Consider the following 14,674-nt stretch of genomic DNA (forward strand, 5'->3'; position numbering starts at 1 on the left):
GTCACCGCACCGGCGGCATATGCGCGTTGAGCACCGCGACCGCGCGTTCGAGCGCGCCATCGCCGATCGGCACGTTCATAAGACGCAGCGTCGCCTCGACGCCGGCTAGGCAGCCGAGAATCATCGCCTCGTTGATGTCGCCGAGGTGCCCGATACGAAAGACCTTGCCGCTGTGCGGTCCGAGGCCGCCGGCGAGCGCGACGTGAAAACGTTCGCGCGCGAGCGTGTAGATCTCGGTCGGGTCGATGCCTTCACGCACGCCGATCGCGGTGATCGATGTGGAGCGCGCGGCCGGGTCTTTTGTCATGAGCCACAGCGCGCCGTGCTCGCCCCATCGTTCGACGGCCGCGTGGACCGCGCGCGAGATGCGCAGGTGCCGCGCAAATACCGCTTCATGGCCTTCGCGCTCGATCAGTTGCAGCGATACCTCGAGGCCCATCAGGTGGCTCTCGGGCGGCGTGCCGCAGAATTTACGGTAGCCGATCGGGCTCTTGCGTAAATTCCAGTCCCAGTACACGCGCGGCGTCGGGTTGTTGCGCGCGGCGCTCAGCGCCTTTTCGTCGACGGCGGTAAAAGACATGCCCGGCGGCAGCATTAATGCCTTTTGCGATGCGCCGATCGCGACGTTGACGCCCCATGCGTCCATCTCAAACCGCGTCGCGGCAAGCGACGCGACCACGTCGACCACGAACAGCGCCGGATGCTGTGCGCGGTCGATTGCCTGGCGCACCGCATGGATATCGCTCGTGACGCCGGTCGATGTATCGGTCTGTACAGCGAACACCGCGACGATTTCATGCGCTTTGTCCGCGCGCAGTGCGGCTTCGACGAGGCCGGGATCGATCGGCGAGCCGGCGCGCGCTTCGGTGCGGATCGCATGCGCGCCGCAGCCTTCCGCGGCCTGGGCCCACGTTTCGCTGAAATGCCCGCTGCCGGCGACCAGTACCTTGCCGCCGGGCGGCAGCAGGTTGACGATCGCGGCTTCCCACGCGCCGTGGCCGTTCGCGGTGTACATCATGACGTTCGCGTGCTGCGTGTTGAGCAGCCTTTGCAGGCCGCGTTCGCAGTTTTCGATAACGGCGGTGAGGCGCGGATCATTCAGATCGAATGGCTGTGCGCTCATTGCGTTGCGCACGAGGTCGGGCACGTGCGTGGGCCCTGGGGTGTGCAGAAGTTTGATGCCGGCTGTCGTGGGGAGATTCGGGTTCATGGCGCGAATCGGATCTGTTTTTGACGAGGTTGACGCGCGCATGAGCATGCTGCAGCACGGCGAACCCGGCGGCGCGGCGCGAGGGTTCGCCGCCGGATTCAGGCTTCGCTGCGCATTTTAGCGAGCGTGGCCATGAACAATTGTACCGATGCCTGAACATACATCGGATCGAAACCGAGAAACAGGTCGTTGACGCCAAGGCGCAGGGCTTCGGCGGCCTGCTCGGGCGTGATCGCAAAAGAAGTCAGGCGCGGGCGTTTCGCCTTGATTTTACGCATCACTTCTTCGATCGTTTTGCGCACTTCCGGATGGTTCGGGCCGTCGCTAAAGCCCATATTCACGGAGAGATCGAAGGGCGCGGGAATCGCGCCGGCCACGCCTTCGAGATCGAGAATCGCGTCGAGGTCGCGTACCGCGCCCGGATGTTCGATTAGCACGTACAGGCTGGTTTCCGCATTCGCACGCTTTGCGTAGTCGAGCATATTGGTTTGCCACTGATATTGCGTGCGAAACGGTCCCCAGCCGCGAATGCCTTGCGGCGGATATTTCGCGTAGGACACCGCGTCTTCGGCGTCTTTGAGGCAGGTGATCATCGGCACGATAATGGCTTTTGCGCCGCTATCGAGCGCGAGCTTGATCTGCGCGGCGTCGTTGTGCGTGACGCGAATCCACGCTTCAGCTGGCGTGCCGATGGTCGCGGTGACCATTCTGTAAGCGGTTTCGATCGAGATCGGGCCATGTTCCATATCGATCAGCACGTAATCGAAACCGGCACGCGCGAACATTTGCACCAGTTCGGGCGACGGTGACGTGACACCGATTCCTAGCGTTACGCCTTCGGGCTTTTGCAGCGGGTTGGATAGGTAAGCGGACGGGTTAGACGGGCTCTTTTGCATCGTGTAGCTCCTCTTACTTGAACACTTGAATGAGGTTCGGGGTCGGACGGGTCGCGTAGGTCGCGCCGCGCGGGTTATCTTTCGCGGGGCTATCTCTGTTAACACGCGAGTCGGGGAAAATAGTCCGCGCCCATGCACGCAGAGGACGTGTGTAGGCGCACCGCAAGCGGGATTCGGGCTTACGTACTGCTATCTGAGTGGTAACAACGATTCGGGAGGGTCGCCGTGAAGGTCGTTATTGCCTATATCGAAGAGCCGCCGTTTGGCTGGACCCACGCGGATCGATCGGCGACAGGCGCCGATATCGAACTGGCGGACTCGGTTTTGCGAGCGATCGGTGTCAGGCATGTCGAACATCGGCTGACGACTTTTGCCGAACTGCTGCCCGGCGTTCAAAGCGGGCGTTGGGACATGAATGTTCCCTTGTTCGTGACGCCCGAACGTACGGCAAAAGTGGAGTTCAGCGTGCCGGTATGGGCGATCGGCGATGGTTTTCTCGTGCGCAGCGGCAATCCGAAGGCATTGAATAGCTACGAGTCCGTGGCGCGGCATGCCGACGCGCGGCTTGGTGTGATAGTCGGCCAGGTTCAGCATGTGTCCGCGCGGGCTAAAGGTGTGCGCGACGAGCAGATTCTGCTTTTCAGGGAACAGGCGCAGGCAATCGCAGCGGTTGAGGCGGGTGAGATCGATGCGTATGCAAGCACTGCGCTCGGCAACCGGATTGTCGCGGAGCGTTTGGGTCTTGCGCGGGTTGAAGCGGTCGCGCATGAATCGGGCACGGGTGTCGATAAACAGGCGCCAGTCGGTGCGTTTTCATTCGGAAAGGGTAATCGCGCGTTAGTCGATGCGGTGAACAGGCAACTGCGGGTTTATCTCGGTTCGGCTGAGCATCGGCGATGCATGGCGCGATTCGGTTTAAGTGAGCGAGAGATTGATCCGGTGTTGGGATAGCCACGGCTCTTCAATGTGTCGAGGGTGACGTACCAGGATAGAACCGTCCTGACGACGAGGCGCGCTAGCGCGAATCGCTATCAGCGCTCCTCTCGTCGTTGAGACAGCGCTGGATTTAACAAAGTTTTGACAATATTCGCGCCGTCGCGCGAATGCCGTTACGCTCGGCAAGCCCATTCCAGTCAGGCGAACTGCCGCATGAGCGACCTCATGTGCTGGGCTTCTCTTCCCGAAGGCGATTGACACGATCTGGACCATCGACAACGATGGCGTGCTCAAGATGTAGGCGGATGCGTCAACTGCCTTTGTCAACGTGTGCCGCTGGCGCCTTTTAGGGACCACTGCAAATGTCGGAAAAGCCGTTTGCAGTTTTTTTCCCTGATTGATGAGCATGGCGTAGCAATCTTGAGCCAGTAACAGAGCCGCTACGCGCATTTCTATCGTGTTACGACGAGGCAACGGCCACACGCGGAAAGGCAACGGCACCGCGCATTCGCATGTTGAGTTACTCCCTGGTGACAACGCGAGCGCCGCAGGCTCAGTAACCGAATTTCTTCTATTAGCAATCAAGGGTAAAGCATGCCGGGAATCTACTACGCAGTGGTCGAAGACGACCCGCTAACGAGCGGCAAGGGTAGCCGCGTTTTTTCCGCTTTGCCTTGCGGGACCGTCCAGGGCGACGACGGCAAGCGCCGCAGCCTGGCATTCATCGGCGATAAGGCATATTGCCCCGCTTGCGATAGCTTCGGCGTTATCACGTATGGCGCAGGTCTGGGTGACCGGCATCGCCTGGTTGACCGGGTGAACGGCGGTCGTCGTCAGGCGGTCGGTGGCGATGTCGTGCTTTGTAAATGCGCAAACCATCCGCGCGTTATCGCGACGTATGGCACGAGTTGGAGAATTAATGACCGCGGCGACGCAGACGCAAACACAAACGCAGAGAGAAGTTCAGCCACACCCGCGCCCGCAGTCAATCATTGGATCGGTTTCACGCTAACGGAGCCGGGAAACTTTGAGGGTCTGCGGTGCGTGGCGCATTTCGCCGATGGGAGCCAGGCGGTCGGGACTTTCGATGGGAAAAACAAGGTGCGTTTTGAACGCGCTGACAACGGCGATCCGTGTGCCCGCATCGAGCTATTACCGGGCGACGGCGCGGGTGTGTCCGGGTCTGTGACCGAGGCATTTCTTTCAGCAATCGCGAGGTAAGTATGTCGGAAGCTCAATCCAATCCGTCAACTGTCATCAGCGGGCCATTTCAGACTAAGCAGGAACATACGATTTCCGCAGATATCCTTCAATCCGCTTTTGATAGTTACATGGAGGTGGCGAATCGAATTGCTTATGACATGATTAGCGATGATTCGGTTCGTAAGCAATATCAAAAACACATCAAAATGCTTTCGGATGATGTGAAGATGCGTGTGTCAACTGGGGAAATGACTCCCATGGAAGGCGCGCAATTTTGTAATCAAATGCGAGATAAGCTTTTTTTGGAATATCGAAAATGGACTTCAGCGCAAGGCGTTGCGGCAGCCGAAGAGATTAAACTTAAAGCGAAAGGATTTGATTACTATCTTGATAAATATGCACAGGATAATTTCAAGAAACCGTTCGCGGATCTAACGCAAAAACAACGAGGCGCAGTTTACTATGAGGTAATTTCGGCGGCAGGTCGAGATAACGCGAAAGTAACTGCCAAGGCTGCACGACTCGTGAGGCGCGCGAAGGTATTGATCCTTGTAACTGGCATCATTGCAGTCTGGGAAATCACCAACGCGAAAGACAAATTGCGAGAGGCCGCGCGTCAAGGCAACATCATTGCCGCCAGTATGATCGGTGGAGCTGTCGCCGGTGCTGCTGTCTCTTTCATCTGCGGACCCGCAGAACCAATGTGCGCTATCGCAACTGTTGCGATCGGAAGCAACCTGGGCGGTATGGCCGGCCAGGTAATTACCAATGTTTATGAAGAGGAGTTGCAATTTTTCAACAGTTTTGTGTGGAATTAATGGAGGTAGCGTGATTCGAGAAATCGAAATCTGGTGCTTATTGGCCGTTTGCATTCTCGCGCTATGCTGTCTCTTCATTTCCATTTTTAACGAGCGAATTTCGACCATTGAGTGGTGGCTCGGAGACGAAGAAGCTGACGATCGCCCGCGCGGCCGACTGGCATTTATTCGGTCAGAATGGTTTTTTTACGTTTCAATCGGAATCTTTGTTGTGTCTGCGCTCAGTCTTGGCGCGGTGTTGAAGTAATTAAAGTAGATGAGAGGCTCCGGAATTCCATCGAAGCATAAATCTCAACTTCGCTTTTGTGGTTTCGGAGCCCTGCTTCGGTGGGGCTTTCGCATGACACGGACCGGCTTCGCTCACCCGGTCGAAGATCTTAGTCGTGCGTGTCACGATTCGATGTCTGCATTCTCTCGGCTCAATAAAAGACATGAGCGACATCAAGTGCCATACATTCGTGCTCGTTCCTGGCGGCTGGTGTGGATCGTGGGCGTGGCGAGACGCGATCGCAGCACTGCGCAAGCGCGGTCACGATGCAACGTCTCCGACATTGACGGGGCTTGGCGAACGCAGCCACACAGGCAGCGATAAGGCAGACCTCGATACGCATATCGAAGACGTTATCGCCCATCTGGAGATGGAAGATCTGCGCGACGTGACGCTGGTCGGCTGGAGTTACAGCGGCATGGTTGTAACGGGTGCGCTGGGTCGTGCACTGACTAGAATCAAATCGGCGATTTATCTCGACGCGTTTGTACCTGAGCATGGCAAGGCGTTTATCGATTACATGAACGACAAGACGCGCCAGTTTATGGAACGCTTCAGCGCCCACAACTTGCCGGTTCCGCCTTTGCCGCTCGAGCATTTCAAGCTGACCGAGCCGTCCGTCGTCGAGTTCGTCAAGCCGCGGCTCAGAAATCAGCCGTGGCGCACGCTTTTCGACCCTGTCGCGGTCTCGCCGGATGCTGCCGGAATTCCCAAAGCGTACGTGCGTTGCACGCTGCACCAACAGGCCGCGCTGGATGAAGCATTGGAACGCATGCAGAATGCGGGCGCGCGCATAGCGACGATCAATGCCGATCATTTCGCGCCGCTCACCGCCACTGAGCTGACGGTCGATACGCTGATCAGGTTTGCCTGAGCGACAAAGCCAAGCTACGAAGCCAAGCTGCGAAGCCGAGCTTCGAACCTACGATTGCCTGTGCTTGCCCTCGAACATCGCCTGAACGAATTCCCCCATCGATACAAGCGATTGCTGCCCTGCATCGAGCTGCTGATAAAACAGACTCCACGCGTGGATCATGTCGGGCCAGATATCGAGCGTCACACGCACATCCGCTTGCGCCGCACGGCGCGCCAATCGGACCGAGTCGTCGAGCAGCGTCTCCGCACTCCCGACGTGAATCAGCAACGGCGGAAGACCGCTTAGATCTCCATACAACGGAGACGCAAGCGGCGTGTGCGCGTCCGCGCCGTTCAGATAGAACGCGGCCGCTTCGAGCAGATACGGCTTCTGTATCAACGGGTCCACGTCCGCTTTCGATTCGATCGATTCGCCGGTCATTTCCAGATCGGTCCATGGCGAACTCAACCACGCGCACGATGGAAGCGGCAGGCCCATTTGCCGCAGTGAAATAAGGATCGCGAGGGCAAGTCCGCCGCCGGCGCTTTCGCCGGCTAGCGCTATATTTCCCGGCATATAGCCTTGCGATAGCAGAAAGCCGTATGCGGTCAGCGCATCTTCGAGCGCCGCAGGGAACGGATGCTCGGGCGCGAGACGGTAGTCGAGCGCAAGCGTACGGGCCCGCGTCACGCGCCCGATCTCCGCGACCAGATGTCGATGCGTGGCGATGCCGCCCGAGATATACGCGCCACCATGCAGGAACAGCACGACGCGCCCGGGGTCGGCCACAGGAGTCAATGTCCACTCGGCCGGCACGCCGTCGGCGTCGACGGCTTCGATATGCGTATTGGATGAAATCGTGTAGCGACTGACGAGCGAGAGCAGTCGCGCGCGTCGTTCTGCAAGCGCGGTTGGGCGCGGCGCGGAGGCGAGCATTTCGCGAATGATTTCAATCTGCGGATTAGCCATCTTCGCTCTCCTGAAAGACGAACATTGGCGAAATGGTAAAGCAAAGCCGTCATTCTTCAATGCATTCGAATGTGCGGCCGGACACTTGTGATGCAACGTTTATAGAATCGCGCGAGCGAAGTGCGTGGCGATTTCATACGCGTTTTCAATAACGCGTCATTCGTCTGAGGGGGTATACCCCTTCTTCATTTGAAGCATGAAGCTTCGTCTAACAGACATCGGAAGGGAAACTAAACTACGCAGTGAATCTTTGTTTTTGCATCCTTTGTGCGGCAGCCCTGTCGCATTTCTTTATTCGCTTCTATCACGGCATGCGCGTGACTTTAATCGGCACGCGCGTGCACGCACTCGTTCGACGTATGTCGTTCAGGAGGGCATCACCATGCAACATGCGAGCGGAAGTGATGCGTTGTTTGTGTCCGTATGGGTTGCCGCGGCATTCGGTGCATTTGGAGTACCGGAAGTGGCGGCCGCCGAATCTGCGGAAGCCGGGACTGTGGAAGTGGCGCGCGGCATGACCGTGCCGTGCGGTCCACAAAGTGTGAGTGGAAGCGGTCCGCTGACGGTGTTTATCCAGCCGCCGGCGGGCAGGACCATGAAACTCACTTATTCAGTTAATGACGGCTGGCGCGCGAGCACAACGCGCGGCGCGACGACTCAGGTTGCCGGCGCAGCATATACGGTTGCTTCGCAAACCGAACCGGAACCGGAAGCCGGTCAGCCGATGACCGTGTTTATCGATGGCCCGAGCGGTTTCGCTTACTTCTGGATACCGGATGTCGGCTGGAAGTTTGTCGGTCGCGTGACGGACAGAATTCAATGAATACGTTATTCAACGGCTGTTTTAACGGATTGCATGCGGACACCGCGATGACTCGGCGCGGGCCCGCTGCATTCACGGGTGCGACGTTAGTCCGGCGACGAAGTCAAGAAAGGCGCGCGTCTTCGCAGGCACATGATGTCTCGATGGATGGTAGGCATAGAGCGGAAAGCGCTCGTCCGACCAGTCCGGAAAGAGATTGATCAGCTTGCCTTCGCGGATCAGCGGTTCGGCGACGAGCAGCAGCATCTGCGCAATGCCGAAGCCGGCGAGACACGCGCTGAGCAGCGCGCTCGGTTCGTTGACGATCAGCCGTCCGTTCGTTGGCACAACGAGTTGCTTGCGCTTGCGGTGGAATTCCCAGGCGTAGGGTCTGCCGGTTTCCGGGTTGCGAAACTCGAGGCATCGGTGGCGTGGCTCGCTCAGCGCTTGTGGGTCTGCTGGTCGCCCGTGGCGTTTAAGGTATGCCGGCGCCGCGACCGTGACGACCGGCGTATCGAGCAGCTTGCGCGCGACGAGGCTTGAGCTGCGCGGTTCGCCGAATCGGAATGCAAGGTCGAAGCCGTCGGCGATCAGATCGCCGAGATGGTCGCGTGCAATGAATTCGAGCTCGAGCTCCGGATGCGCGTCCATAAACGCATCAAGCTGCGGTCCGAGCATGGCGCGCGACATAACGGGGTCGAGATTAATGCGCAGCTTGCCTCGCACCGATGCCGCATTTCCCGCTGCCGCTGCTGCGGCCTCTTCCATTCCGTGCAGGTGGGGCATGACCTGCTCGTAAAAGCGGCGGCCCTCGTCCGTTAGCGAAACAGAGCGCGTCGTGCGGTTGAAGAGCCGTATTTTCAGCCGCTTTTCGAGGCGTGCAATTGCGCGGCTCACACCCGGCGGCGACATGTCGAGAAGCTCGGATGCTGCCGCAAACGTTCCCGTATCGACAACGGCGGCAAACACACCGATCCCGCTAGACAGATTTTCGCTGCTCGATTTCATATGCGCGGCTCCGATACCGAATGCGACCTCAACGCGACGAACAGCGATTCTACACATCGGGGCGTTTTGTCATCTCGCGCGATATGCACCGAGCCCACATCGCAAGCGCGCGGCTTGAACGTCGTGGGATCTACGGGCGACTGCGTACCGGCACGTTGCAGTCGCCTTCGAGGTCTTCAGGATTCTCCGGCACACGTTCGACAAGACCGAACATCGTCGAGCATGGCGTCGCACGACATTGGAAACCACGCGGTAGATAATTCACCGCAAGTCGCATGACGCGACGCCTTTTAGCCGATGTCGTGGTTAACGTATTCGACGCAGGAGCCGACCGTGAGTGAGAAAACCTCTTTTATCGTCCATCTGCCGGGCAAGCCCGAAGCTCGCGAGGAGCTGTATTCGAGCCTGCTCGAGGTACTCGACGCAATGTCCGGCGAGCCGGATTTCGTGAACACCTATCTTCATCGTTCAGCTGAAGACCCCGATACTCTGGTGCTCTACGAAACCTGGGCTTGCAGTCCGCAGTATTTTCAGGAGCATCACTTGAAAAAGACTTATCGCGTCGAGTACGAGAAAAAGCTCAGAGACCTGCTAAAGGCGGATCGACGCTTCGAATGGCTCGACCCGATCCGGTCGTATGAAAAGTAAGCGAAGAAGGAGCACGAGCGTGAGCCGATGCAAGGCCGCGCGCCGTAGCTGAAGGGACGCGAGACCCTGTCGTGCCGCAGATGTAAGCGCGCTTGGCGCACTACGCTCACGCTTTCGCGTCCATCCCAACGTGCTGATCGAGCCACGTAAGCAGCTCGCGATTGACGAACGCCGGGTTCTCGAGACACGAGATATGGCCAGCATCAGGGATCAGCACGTGGCGGCAGCCAATTGCCTCCGCCATGCGAATCGCTTCCGACGGCGGGCGCGGAATATCGTGCTCGCCGCACATCACTAGCGTTGTTTCAGAATTGAGCGCGGAAAGGCTTGCCACTTCATCGGGCCGGCCGAAGATCAGGCGGCCAAACGGCACCACCGATTGCCGAAGCTGTTCCGCCGAAAACGCGGCAAGCGAACGCTTGAACGACACGATGAGTTCGCTGTCGGGCGCCGCGCCGCGACGGAAATAGAGAGGCGCGATTGCTTCGATCATCGGCGGGGGAATCAGCCCGAGCGATTCGATCGTATTGAGCATCTGCGAGTACTGCGCGAAGGTCGCCTCAGGTTCGGCGCCGCGGTCCGCATCCATGATGACGAGTGCCTTCACGCGGTTCGGCTCGCGCAACGCGAGTTCGGATCCCCACATCCCGCCGACCGACAAACCGATTACCGCGCACTGTTCGATATGAAGCGCATTCAGCAGTTCGCTCGCCTGTGCCGCGAGATCGCCGAAGTTGCGCGTGCCTTCCGGCATCGGTCCGGATTGCCCGTGGCCCCACAGCTCGGGCACGATCACTTGATACTTTTGTGACAGCGCCTCGATTTGCGGCTGCCACATCGCCGAATCCCACAAATAGCTGTGTCCGAGCAGTACCGGAAAACCACTGCCTTGAATCCGATAGTGCAACTGCTGTCCTGCGATGGTGATAAATGGCATGTCGATATGTGCGTGGCGTGCAAAAAAAATGTGTAAGTCGAAAGTCAGATTCGAGCGGCGGAAATTCTGCCTGAAAAGCGTATTGACGAAAAGTTAAAAAGAAAACGTAAGGTCTCTAATTGAGCCCGATTTATGTGCCTTCAAGGTTGGGGCCGCTATAACTCAATGTCTGGAAATGCCCGTTGAACTCATCGTCTTTTCGACTCGACATGACGACGACGCGATCTTCGTTACGTCAGACATATCGGTCTCCTTCCATCAGTCTTGCGTTACAGACAGTGTTCGTCACGCGACATAAATACGCGTGAAAGCAGACAGGAACAGGCCGCACCGGCTTTGTGCAGGACAGCGGAATAAGCGTCGAAAAAATACGTTTCTCTTTCTCAGGCGACGTGCTGGAATTCTGATCGACAGTCTCCTTCCGGCGCGGCTTACGGTGTCCGCCACCGTCACGTCAACCTGTTCTACTAACGAAAACAATGCATTCGAGCAAGCCAGAAGTTATTGAATCAGTCTTTCAGTACATTTCAATGTGGAAAGTGTTGACCGGCGACCGGCCCGATGCGGATCTATCTGATCGACCCGGGTTGGCGATGTGTTGGGCGGGCAGCCGGTTTCCGTTCTGGAATGCAGTCTTCGTTACCAGTCCGATCGCGGATTCGCTGCTTGTCGAAGGCCGGCTGCGGGAAGCCGCCGCCTATATGCGCGCAAAACGCCATCGCGGTATCTTGTACCTGTGCGAGGACCATCTGACCGATGCCGCTCGGCAAAATCTTGACGCGATTGTCGAAGATGCCGGACTCGCGTTCAGGATGGAGATCATCGGTATGGCCGGCGACATGCTGCCCTACGGCCCGACTCTGCGCGGCGAGTCGCCGCTTGAATTCCGGCGCGTCACTGACGAAGCCGCGCTCCTTACCTTTGGTGAGATCAATGCGCAAAGTCACGCCCTCGGCCCCGAGGCCAGGTGCGAAGGCATCGCGGGGTCGCGATTCTGGCGCTCCACGGCATTCGCTTTCATTGGTTATGAGAACGGGCACGCGGTCTCGACCGCGGCGGCGATCGTCAATGGCGGACGGCTCTACGTTGCGCTAGTCGCGACGGTGCCGCACGCGCGATGCAGAGGCTATGGCCTTGCGACAGTACGCCACGCGCTCCAGCAAGCGCATGAAGCAACCGGTGTTACGCGCGCGGTTGTGCACACGCCATCGGCGGGGCTTCCCCTTTGTGCTCGTGCAGGATTTCAGCGCACGACGCGATTTTTCACGTATGGACTCGCGGCAACCTGAACCGGCAAAAAGCGTCGATTATCGTCGAAACGTTTCTAGTCAGCCGTATACACATCGTATGCATTGCTGAAAGCAGGCGGGTCTCTATCATCTGGTGTCCATTGCGAATCAACTGGAGAATGAAACATGAATCGACGTAATTTCTCGGCCGCCATGGTGGCTGCTGCCGCCGCGTCCCTGATTTCGACGCGCGCCTTCGCGGCCGACGCTACGCCGCCAAAAGCGCGCAACGTCGTGCTCGTGCATGGCCTTTTCGCCGACGGATCGTGCTGGCTCGAAGTCATCCCGCGCCTGCAGGCGGCGGGGCTCAATGTGACGTCCGTGCAGAATCCCTTGACGACGCTGCCCGAGGCGGTCGCTTCGGCCAAGCGCGTGCTCGATCGGCAAGACGGTCCGACGGTGTTTGTCGGGCATTCGTTCTCGGGCATGATCGTGACGGAGGCCGGCACGCATCCGAACGTCTCGGCGCTTGTTTATGTGGCCGCCCGCGCGCCGGATGCGAACGAGGACTATACGGCGCTGGCCAAAACCTACCCGACGCCGCCTGCCAGCGCCGGCATCGTGTTCGACGGCGATGAAGGCCGGCTGACCGAAGCTGCGTTTCTGCGCGATTTCGCCGGCGACTTGCCACCCGAGAAGGCAAAGGCGCTGTATGCCGTGCAGGAGCCGTTTCACAAAGCGTTGCTTGCGGGCAAGACGACACAGGCTGCATGGCGCTCGAAGCCCAGCTTCTACGCGGTGTCTACCGAGGATCGCACCATCAATCCCGACCTCGAACGTTTCATGGCCAAGCGCATGAACGCGAAGACCATCGAACTCAAGTCAAGCCATCTTTCGATGATTTCTCATCCCGAAGAAATTACTCAGCTCATTCTGGAAGCTGCCGGACAGCGCGGCTAAATGCGGCCCCGCGATACTCGCAATACCCGCGAGAGCCGCGAAATCCGGTTACGCGGATCGGCGCGCGACGGTGTGTAGCCAATCCGTGACAGCGTCGATCGAGCGAAAGTCTTCAAGGCTTCGTGCCGGAAACTGCGGGTAGGTCGCGGTCGCCATGTCGCTCAAGGCGCGGCCTGGGCCTAGCTCGAGAAACGCGGTTGCACCTTCTTTAATGCATGCGGCCATGCATGCATCCCAGCGGACCGGCTGCGCGATCTGCTTTGCAAGCTTGTCGATGCCGGCGGCGATGTCCATCACAGGCTCGCCGTCGACACCCGAAAAGACGCGCATGTGCGGCGGACATCGTTGGCTGACAATGGTTTTTCTGGCGAGTTGGCCGAATGCGACCGCGGCGTTCGCAAGCAGTGGCGTGTGCGCCGCGACGTTCGCAGAAATGGCCGTGACGCGCGAGGCTCCGGCGGCCATCGCGTCCAGCGCGATGCCTAGCAGCTTGGGGCGCCGACCGCCGATGATGAACGCGTTGTTCGGGTTGACGACCGCGATGGCCGCGTCGTCGTCGGTGCAAAGCTGTTCGATCGTTCGCCGGTCGAGACCGCTAACGAATAGCATTGCGCCATCGAACGGATTGCATAGATCCATCAATTCGGCGCGAGCGGCGACAAGATTGAGCAACGAGACGGGCTGCATCAAACCGGCCACGCCCCATGCTGCTACTTCGCCGACGCTATAACCCGCTACGCAGCAATTGTCCGGAAGCGCGTCATTGAGTGCCGCGGTGGCGGCAAGCTGTTGCGATGTGCAGAGAATCTGCGCGGAACGGTTATTGTGTAGCATCGTTGCATCCGCGCGCTCGAGCCATGCATGCACGGGTGCGTCGAGCAACGCGGCGGCGCGATCGAAAAGCAGCGGTGCGCTGTCGCGGGTCAATCGAAACATGTCCGGATGCTGCGCGCCTTGGCCGGGACACAGAATGGCGAGCTTCATAGGGTCGGGCCGGTATCCCATCTATCGACGAACAGACTCATCGCGAGCAGATTCGCCGTGCCGCCCGGACTGAGTTTTCGAGCCACGAAACGCGCGTGAATCGCAGAGGCCGCGAGCCACCATTCGCGCTGCCATATGCTGCCCGCTGCCAGGAAAGCGCGGGCTTCCTGTTGCGCGAAGCGCAGCCCCTCAATGCCGCCGCGATAGAGAAGGTTGGTGTCTTCAAGTCGTGCAAGCAGTGCAAAGCATGCATGCACACGCGCTTCCTCGAACTGATCGCCGACCACACCGCTTGCAAGACGCAGCGCAGGAAGACCGACTTGATAAAGCTTTGGAAAACCTTGAGCGGCTTCGGCTCGCGCGCCGCCCGCGCCATATCGCCGCGCGACTGCGGCGCCGTGGCTCGCGGTGCGTCTTGCGCCTGCCATGATTTCGGATCCCCAAAGCCTTGCGACGATGCCGCCTAAGGTCTCGTGCTCGCGTGCCCGATTCGCGATACGCACGCCCGCCGCGGCACACAGCAGCCCCAGGCCGAAGATGGCGCCGTGGTGCGTGTTGACACCGCCAGTTGCATTGAGCAAGCGGTGCTCTGCGCGAACCCCGATGCGGCGAAGCGCGGGCATACGGGCGTTTCTCGTGCCGGCGTGGGCCAGTTCCGCGAAGAATGGCTCGAGCGCGACTGCACTGTCGCGCAGTATTTGCGCATCAATGTCAGTATGACCGCCGTTGTCGAGATGGCTAACGAGACCCGGCTTGGGCCATGTGGCGATCGCGGCAAGCAGGCAAGCTACGGCGAGGTCCGCGACGTGCGATGGGGTCGGGTGGCCTGCAATGGGTAGTGTTTCCGGAAAACAGTCGGCTCGACGGTTCACGTGCGTGCTCCAGGGAAGCGCGTTGCGCGGGATCCGCTAGAGCAGAACACATGCGGCTGGCGTGAAAAAACTATAACG

General features: G+C 59.1%; 15 protein-coding genes. 8 read left to right on the top strand and 7 right to left on the bottom strand.

Annotated elements, in window-relative coordinates:
• Position 1: 1 nt before the first annotated feature.
• Both KZJ38_RS24495 and KZJ38_RS24500 read right to left on the bottom strand, forming a co-directional pair.
• Positions 2 to 1,210 carry a pyridoxal-phosphate-dependent aminotransferase family protein gene (locus tag KZJ38_RS24495; protein ID WP_219802286.1) on the bottom strand — a complete coding sequence of 403 codons (1,209 nt, stop codon included), beginning with the start codon at positions 1,208 to 1,210 and terminating at the stop codon, positions 2 to 4.
• Positions 1,211 to 1,308: 98 nt separating this feature from the next.
• Positions 1,309 to 2,106: an HpcH/HpaI aldolase family protein gene (locus tag KZJ38_RS24500; protein ID WP_219802287.1), complete on the bottom strand. Its 798-nt coding sequence runs from the start codon at positions 2,104 to 2,106 to the stop codon at positions 1,309 to 1,311.
• A gap of 225 nt (positions 2,107 to 2,331) precedes the next feature.
• Between KZJ38_RS24500 and KZJ38_RS24505 the strand changes: the two genes are divergently transcribed.
• From KZJ38_RS24505 to KZJ38_RS24520, 4 genes are all read left to right on the top strand, one after another.
• Positions 2,332 to 3,057: a transporter substrate-binding domain-containing protein gene (locus KZJ38_RS24505; protein WP_219802288.1), complete on the top strand. Its 726-nt coding sequence runs from the start codon at positions 2,332 to 2,334 to the stop codon at positions 3,055 to 3,057.
• Between the two features lie 579 nt (positions 3,058 to 3,636).
• Positions 3,637 to 4,263 carry a PAAR domain-containing protein gene (locus tag KZJ38_RS24510; RefSeq protein ID WP_219802289.1) on the top strand — a complete coding sequence of 209 codons (627 nt, stop codon included), beginning with the start codon at positions 3,637 to 3,639 and terminating at the stop codon, positions 4,261 to 4,263.
• 2 nt (positions 4,264 to 4,265) lie between these two features.
• Entirely contained in the window at positions 4,266 to 5,063 is a 798-nt protein-coding gene (locus tag KZJ38_RS24515) for a hypothetical protein (RefSeq protein ID WP_219802291.1), read from the top strand.
• Positions 5,064 to 5,494: 431 nt separating this feature from the next.
• Complete coding sequence (locus tag KZJ38_RS24520; protein ID WP_219802293.1) at positions 5,495 to 6,205, top strand: alpha/beta fold hydrolase; 711 nt, start codon at positions 5,495 to 5,497, stop codon at positions 6,203 to 6,205.
• Between the two features lie 48 nt (positions 6,206 to 6,253).
• On the opposite strand, the gene KZJ38_RS24525 is transcribed toward KZJ38_RS24520, so the two are convergent.
• Positions 6,254 to 7,156: an alpha/beta hydrolase gene (locus KZJ38_RS24525; protein ID WP_219802294.1), complete on the bottom strand. Its 903-nt coding sequence runs from the start codon at positions 7,154 to 7,156 to the stop codon at positions 6,254 to 6,256.
• Between the two features lie 196 nt (positions 7,157 to 7,352).
• Here KZJ38_RS24525 and KZJ38_RS24530 point away from each other — a divergent pair, with 196 nt between their 5' ends.
• Positions 7,353 to 7,979, top strand: coding sequence for a hypothetical protein (locus KZJ38_RS24530; protein WP_219802296.1), 627 nt, complete (start codon positions 7,353 to 7,355; stop codon positions 7,977 to 7,979).
• Between the two features lie 72 nt (positions 7,980 to 8,051).
• Here KZJ38_RS24530 and KZJ38_RS24535 read toward each other — a convergent pair whose 3' ends face one another.
• A complete protein-coding gene (locus KZJ38_RS24535; RefSeq protein ID WP_219802297.1) occupies positions 8,052 to 8,966 on the bottom strand; it encodes a LysR family transcriptional regulator in 915 nt (304 codons plus the stop codon).
• A gap of 333 nt (positions 8,967 to 9,299) precedes the next feature.
• Between KZJ38_RS24535 and KZJ38_RS24540 the strand changes: the two genes are divergently transcribed.
• Complete coding sequence (locus tag KZJ38_RS24540; protein WP_219802298.1) at positions 9,300 to 9,614, top strand: putative quinol monooxygenase; 315 nt, start codon at positions 9,300 to 9,302, stop codon at positions 9,612 to 9,614.
• A 106-nt stretch (positions 9,615 to 9,720) separates the two neighbouring features.
• Here KZJ38_RS24540 and KZJ38_RS24545 read toward each other — a convergent pair whose 3' ends face one another.
• Positions 9,721 to 10,551 (bottom strand): alpha/beta fold hydrolase, encoded by an 831-nt coding sequence (locus tag KZJ38_RS24545; RefSeq protein ID WP_219802300.1) that lies wholly within the window; start codon positions 10,549 to 10,551, stop codon positions 9,721 to 9,723.
• A 479-nt stretch (positions 10,552 to 11,030) separates the two neighbouring features.
• On the opposite strand from KZJ38_RS24545, the gene KZJ38_RS24550 reads away from it, so the two are divergent.
• On the top strand, positions 11,031 to 11,840 hold the full coding sequence (locus KZJ38_RS24550) for a GNAT family N-acetyltransferase (RefSeq protein ID WP_219802301.1): 810 nt from the start codon (positions 11,031 to 11,033) through the stop codon (positions 11,838 to 11,840).
• Positions 11,841 to 11,966: 126 nt separating this feature from the next.
• Entirely contained in the window at positions 11,967 to 12,740 is a 774-nt protein-coding gene (locus KZJ38_RS24555; protein ID WP_219802303.1) for an alpha/beta fold hydrolase, read from the top strand.
• 48 nt (positions 12,741 to 12,788) lie between these two features.
• Here KZJ38_RS24555 and KZJ38_RS24560 read toward each other — a convergent pair whose 3' ends face one another.
• Positions 12,789 to 13,724, bottom strand: coding sequence for an ACP S-malonyltransferase (locus KZJ38_RS24560; RefSeq protein WP_219802304.1), 936 nt, complete (start codon positions 13,722 to 13,724; stop codon positions 12,789 to 12,791).
• Positions 13,721 to 14,596 (bottom strand): triphosphoribosyl-dephospho-CoA synthase MdcB, encoded by an 876-nt coding sequence (gene mdcB / locus KZJ38_RS24565; RefSeq protein WP_246641984.1) that lies wholly within the window; start codon positions 14,594 to 14,596, stop codon positions 13,721 to 13,723. Before mdcB ends, KZJ38_RS24560 begins: the two co-directional genes overlap by 4 nt.
• Between the last annotated feature and the right edge of the window lie 78 nt (positions 14,597 to 14,674).

Origin of the sequence: Paraburkholderia edwinii (assembly GCF_019428685.1) — a bacterium.
GTDB lineage: Bacteria > Pseudomonadota > Gammaproteobacteria > Burkholderiales > Burkholderiaceae > Paraburkholderia > Paraburkholderia edwinii.

Bases quoted from the DNA above. Each gene is read 5' to 3' on its own strand.
- KZJ38_RS24495 (WP_219802286.1), bottom strand. From the start codon at position 1,210: ATGAACCCGAATCTCCCCACGACAGCCGGCATCAAACTTCTGCACACC.
- KZJ38_RS24500 (WP_219802287.1), bottom strand. From the start codon at position 2,106: ATGCAAAAGAGCCCGTCTAACCCGTCCGCTTACCTATCCAACCCGCTG.
- KZJ38_RS24510 (WP_219802289.1), top strand. From the start codon at position 3,637: ATGCCGGGAATCTACTACGCAGTGGTCGAAGACGACCCGCTAACGAGC.
- KZJ38_RS24515 (WP_219802291.1), top strand. From the start codon at position 4,266: ATGTCGGAAGCTCAATCCAATCCGTCAACTGTCATCAGCGGGCCATTT.
- KZJ38_RS24520 (WP_219802293.1), top strand. From the start codon at position 5,495: ATGAGCGACATCAAGTGCCATACATTCGTGCTCGTTCCTGGCGGCTGG.
- KZJ38_RS24525 (WP_219802294.1), bottom strand. From the start codon at position 7,156: ATGGCTAATCCGCAGATTGAAATCATTCGCGAAATGCTCGCCTCCGCG.
- KZJ38_RS24530 (WP_219802296.1), top strand. From the start codon at position 7,353: ATGAAGCTTCGTCTAACAGACATCGGAAGGGAAACTAAACTACGCAGT.
- KZJ38_RS24535 (WP_219802297.1), bottom strand. From the start codon at position 8,966: ATGAAATCGAGCAGCGAAAATCTGTCTAGCGGGATCGGTGTGTTTGCC.
- KZJ38_RS24545 (WP_219802300.1), bottom strand. From the start codon at position 10,551: ATGCCATTTATCACCATCGCAGGACAGCAGTTGCACTATCGGATTCAA.
- KZJ38_RS24550 (WP_219802301.1), top strand. From the start codon at position 11,031: ATGCATTCGAGCAAGCCAGAAGTTATTGAATCAGTCTTTCAGTACATT.
- KZJ38_RS24555 (WP_219802303.1), top strand. From the start codon at position 11,967: ATGAATCGACGTAATTTCTCGGCCGCCATGGTGGCTGCTGCCGCCGCG.
- KZJ38_RS24560 (WP_219802304.1), bottom strand. From the start codon at position 13,724: ATGAAGCTCGCCATTCTGTGTCCCGGCCAAGGCGCGCAGCATCCGGAC.